This is a genomic window from Marinicrinis lubricantis (genome assembly GCF_042658665.1).
GTDB lineage: Bacteria > Bacillota > Bacilli > Paenibacillales > KCTC-33676 > Marinicrinis > Marinicrinis lubricantis.
The window spans coordinates 1-5,398 of record NZ_JBHSQV010000103.1 but is presented as its reverse complement, the minus strand read 5'-3'; the positions used below and the strand labels follow the sequence as shown (position 1 = coordinate 5,398).

Annotated in this window: 4 protein-coding genes; 2 read left to right on the top strand and 2 right to left on the bottom strand. The window is 37.5% G+C overall.

Going from position 1 to position 5,398, the window contains the following annotated elements; genetic code table 11:
- Positions 1-941 precede the first annotated feature (941 nt).
- The gene (locus tag ACFPXP_RS08515; protein WP_379893804.1) at positions 942-1,469 is read right to left on the bottom strand and encodes a hypothetical protein; all 528 of its coding nucleotides are present in this window, start codon (positions 1,467-1,469) and stop codon (positions 942-944) included.
- A 6-nt stretch (positions 1,470-1,475) separates the two neighbouring features.
- Positions 1,476-2,432 (bottom strand): hypothetical protein, encoded by a 957-nt coding sequence (locus tag ACFPXP_RS08510; protein ID WP_379893803.1) that lies wholly within the window; start codon positions 2,430-2,432, stop codon positions 1,476-1,478.
- 602 nt (positions 2,433-3,034) lie between these two features.
- On the opposite strand from ACFPXP_RS08510, the gene ACFPXP_RS08505 reads away from it, so the two are divergent.
- Positions 3,035-4,192 carry a DUF262 domain-containing protein gene (locus ACFPXP_RS08505; RefSeq protein ID WP_379893802.1) on the top strand — a complete coding sequence of 386 codons (1,158 nt, stop codon included), beginning with the start codon at positions 3,035-3,037 and terminating at the stop codon, positions 4,190-4,192.
- Positions 4,170-5,231, top strand: a complete 1,062-nt coding sequence (locus ACFPXP_RS08500) for a DUF3696 domain-containing protein (protein ID WP_379893801.1) — start codon at positions 4,170-4,172, stop codon at positions 5,229-5,231. The genes ACFPXP_RS08505 and ACFPXP_RS08500 overlap by 23 nt, the downstream gene beginning before the upstream one ends.
- Positions 5,232-5,398: the final 167 nt, after the last annotated feature.

Genomic DNA, 5,398 nt, shown 5'->3' with positions numbered 1-5,398 from the left:
ATTCGACACTCTTACCTTACCAAACGAAGCGGTGTTTTTCTATGTCGTCAAGCATTCGATCTAATCGATCACAAACTCATGCTGCACTTGCCATTAACCCGATTTTGGCTCTGCGAAAGTTGAGTTACTAATTTCAATAGGAGCCATTTTTTCTTGACATACTTGTGTGTAAGGTAATTATAAATGGCATTAACCAACCTGTTGAGTCTAATCCATAATAAGTCCCAAATGAAGAAAAGAATGATTACCTCAATCCAGTATATTGCTAGTAGTCCATACCATTGAGTTGCCCATTCCAACGTGTGATTCCAGTCGATTATTATTTGCATAACTCCCAATGGGCTGTATTTGAAAATAAGCAAAAAAAGTATGAATATTAATGAGGTAATAAATAACCATTCAATAACGATAGCTTTGTTTTTGGAAAAGAAACTAGTGTACTTCTTATTCAATAGTATCCTCCTATAGTGCTTAGTCTCACTTCTATTTTTTTATGTAATACTCATCCTGTAAAGCATAACATAGACGTAAGTTCGTTGATTACTCAGATTTGTAATATTTTGACGGCTTCTTAGACTGATTACATGAAGTTAATCGTAGTTCCTTCAACATATCAACATAATGACTTCATGCTACTAAAGGCCTTCAATATTGTTTGTATTATGAAATATTACGACAGTTTAGGCCAAAATCCCTTCTTCTCTCCTATATATCAAACTTGTCTTATTGCTGTAACGTTGATTGGGAGTAAATTTGTCAAACTCATCAAATTCTATCATTGTGCCACGTCAACCTTGACTCATCATATGTATCGTGCGTTGATTGGCAATTATTAATGGAACGGACTACGGAAATCTTGTAATCCTTCTCTCATATATCGCTGTTTACTCAAAATTGTAACGTAACAAAAAAGCTGAACCCTAAGATTCAGCAATGAGTTATCACATTATTTGAAAAATGAAGAATGTAAATAAAGCTACTGATGAAATAATCGCAATCCAGATAGCCAACCTCCCGGCCACGGGTTTATTTCGTGTACGCGGCGGGGTATCGCGAATTATCTGCACCTGCTCATATAGAAATTCAATATGCGATGCTGTGCGTGTATGTACGCCTTTGGCTTTACCCAACTCATCGAGAATTTCATCCATAACCGCAATGTTTTGAGCGTGATACACAGCTAAAGTCAGTACAAGCTTGATGGTTGTCTGCTGAGCCTGCGTTAAATCTCTCATTAGCGTAATCAGCTCTCTGTTCGTGGAGCCTGTGATCGAGCCAATCACTCGGCCAACAACACCCTGATTCTCCAGTCGATCAAGTCGATGCTCAATGGACGAAAGCTGGTTGAGCGACTGTTGCACAATTTCCTTAACCTGTGACTGGTCAACTAGCTTTGGATTTTCCTTCACGGTTTCAGCTACTTGTCGCTGATCCGGCCATTTCATGATTTGTTGTCCACTCACCGCCATCCGTTATCAGCCCCCTTTCAACCGATCTTGCAGATTGTCTAAACGGGATAAAATATCTTCCGCAGACCTGCTGTAATCAATCCGCAAACCGTTGTTGTTGATCCGCTCCTCTTTGTTGTAGATCGCGTCAGCCTGTAATCGGTCGGCACTCATATCTTCAGCAATGGAGACAGCTCGTGCCAGTGCTCGTCCATTCATCGCGGTAATTTGAGCTACATAAACGGTGCCGTTCGCCAACAACTGAACACTAGCATGAACAGCTTTCGTTGTACCCAAAACCTCTCCGAACATACCATCTCCGTATGCTTCATCCAGCAGACGGCGTAGCGATGTACCGACTACAAAACCAATTCCAAAGCCGATAATGCCACCAGGGATGAATAGCGATAGGCCTGCTAGTGCTCCGCCTGTAATCGCTCCTTTTGCCCCGTCTTTGGCAATTCTTCTTTTCATTTCCTCGAATGTGATTTTCCCGTTCTTGTATTGCAAATAAGACAATAGGCTGGACACCCCAACAGAAATAGCCGCACCAATCACCGCACCACCGACAACTTTTTCAGCAACCTCTCCTGCCGTGATGTTAAGAGCCAGTTCTTCATTCAGAACCTTATTGCTAAGCCCCTGTACAGAGTTCTGTTTGTCCTGAAGCGTACCCATTACCTTCGTTGGATTTGGGACACCCATTTCGTGAGCACGATCTATGAGCTCCTGCGGCCCAACAAGCACCGTTGTTGGTTTGTAATGGTCGTTGCTTAGAAAATCCTTAAGCGTACTGTTGATGCTGTCGGCGGAGCGAAGCGTCTTAACCTGAAACTCGTTAATGACTTCGCCTGTTATTCGGTTAATTTCAACAGCATCGATGCCCGGCGTATTGCTGATAATGCGACCATCCGCATTGCGAGGGAAATCGATCTTCGTGAACAGACTGCGGATATTGCCTTGCATCTCGCGGATGAAATCCACTTCACCAGCGGCATCTCCTTGAGTACATGACATTACAGTTGCGGATGGATGATGAGGTTGTGTTAGATAAGACGGTAGTAGCGGAACTATAGGAAATTGCAACACGAATAAATCGACTTTCTTTTGACTGCAATTAGGTAAATATGAGAGGATACAAGCAAGGAATTGTTAATTGAATCGGTAGAGATTTGAGTAGATTGATACATAATTTTAATTATTAAAGGAAACTAGCACTTTCCGGCAAATATAAATAAATAATTCTCCATCGAAGCGATTGTCAGAACAAAGAATTGGAAATGCTAGTCTTAGTAGTTTGGTATGTGTGCTACTTATATACGGCTTTAAGCTATACTGTGTAGTAAAGGTACGTTTGCTAGATAAGCAAGAAGACTTACAGCGGGCATGAATACTCGCGAAAGTCGCGAAACACAAGGGCTTCGCGGCGAAAATCATGCCCGTCTCTGCATATTAAATTGCTGTTTATATTAACCTACGTTGAGTAGCTAATAGTCTAATATATTTTGGTTACTCCATTTGCAGGTTACTTTGAAATCAAAGAAATCAAAGTATTCAATAACGTTTTAAAGAGAGGTTGATGCATTGTGTCAAATAATGAATTTGAAGGAACATTAATGGAGGAAGAACAGGACTCCGAGAAATTGTTTGGATATGATTATTCACAGGATATTGATATCTATCCTGATGCTACTATTAAAGTTGAGAGAGAACAATACTCAATTTTTGAGTTGAAACGAAAGTATTCAAAAAATCTTATAATACTTGATCCTGAATTTCAACGTAAGGATGTTTGGGAACCTCAACAACGTTCAGAATTAATTGAATCTGTACTTATGGGGATTCCTTTACCACTTTTTTATCTTAATGAAACAAAAGACGGTAAGCTTGTTGTGGTAGACGGACGCCAAAGGCTAACTACATTTTTTAGGTTTCTCGATAATAAATTCAAACTACAAAACTTAAAAATACTTTCGAACATTAACAGTAAATTTTTTGAGGAACTTGATGATAATTTTCAATCAAAATTAGAGGACTACCAAATTATTGCACAGGTTATAAAACCACCTACTCCAGAAAGAATTAAGTTTGATATTTTTGATCGTGTAAACAGGGGAGGAACTCGGCTAAATCAGCAAGAAATGCGTAATGCATTGTACCAAGGAAAGGCAACAATATTATTAAAAAAATTGGCTGAAAGTAATTTGTTTCTTGAGGCTACGGGAAATAGCATTACAGATAGCCGAATGAAAGATAGGTATATGATTTTAAGAATGGTTGCATTCTATTTATGGAGAACAAACCGCTTGTTGGATGCAAATGGAAATAAACTAGAATATAGGGCTAAAGAATTAGACGAGTTTTTAGGTAAATCAATGGAAAGAATCAATGCGATGAGTGATCAGGAGATTATAAGGGTAGAAGAAGCGTTTCAGTTATCCATGCAAAACAATATTCTGTTATTTGGAAATAGGGCATTCAGAAGAACATATGGAGAAAGAAGATATCCTGTTAATCTAATCCTTTTTGAAGCTTTTGGCTATCTGTTTTCACACTTTAGTGAGCAGGAGTGCAGGGATAATAAAAATTCTATCCAACAACAAGTAAATAAACTCATGAGTAATTATGAATTCAATGAATTATTGTCTACTGATAGAGGAAGAGGTGTAGTTATACCTCAGATATTCAATAAAATGGATGAATTGAAGGAGGGGTTTAAACGTGATTTCAAAATTAACAGTTAAAGGTTTCAAAAGTATAGATCATATTGAATTGGATATTAAACCTCTAACATTGTTTGTGGGCATGAATTCTTCAGGGAAATCAACAGCTGTTCAATCTATTTTACTTGCAATTCAAAACATAACTGAAGAGAAAGTATCACCAATAAATGGTGAACTAGTTTCAATTGGGGATTTCAACGAAGCAACTAATTTTAGATCTAACTCAAAGGAAATAGAGATTAAGTTACAGTCTAGTAATTCAGAATCAGTTCATATGAAAATATATGGAAATGAGCATCAATTGACTAAATGTGATTTTGAAGGGGATAGTTCTGTAATAGGGTATCTTAATCGTAAGAATAAGTGTGTCCAGTATTTGTCCGCTAATAGAATGGGGGCTCAGGATACCTATTCCAAAAACTACAGTAGTAATGTGGATTTTGGTACTTTAGGTGAGTATGCGATTCATTATTTTGAAACACATAAAAAAGATATAATTGAGAAAGACCTGATTAAAGATCAGGAGCTTGGGAGTACACTTGAAATACAGGTAAACTATTGGATGAGCTATATTATAAATGCAGAACTATCTACGGAAGATATAGCTCGAACGGATAAAGTAAAAGCCCAGTTTCATGTTACTGGAAATCGTAAAGTTAGGCCGAAAAATATCGGTTCAGGACTAAGCTACTTAATAGCTATCATAGTTTCAATTCTTTCATCCAATAAGGATGATCTAATTATTATTGAAAATCCAGAAATACATTTGCACCCAAAGGCTCAATCGCGTTTAACGGAATTATTTTCCTTTGCATCTAGAAATGGGGTCAATTTAATAATTGAAACCCATAGTGATCACATTTTTAACGGTGTACGAAAAGCCTTAAATAAAAAAAATATAGATAGGGAAGAGGTAGCTGTTTACTATTTCAAAATTGACGATAATTTTACTACAGTACCTACGCTTATTGATTTTAAAGAAAACGGAAATGTGGTTAACCACCAAAGGGGTTTATTCGACCAATTTGATGACGATTTAGATGAATTGTTGGGGTTATAGCATATGGATATAATTATAAATGAGCAATCATTAGATGGACAGAGAGCGTAAAATATCTTGTGTAAATAGATAAATAGCAAAAAGGAAGACCTTTCTTGTAGAATTAAGTCACCACAACCAACTCACAAGAAAGAGGTCTTCCCTATGAATCATTTTACATCAGATTT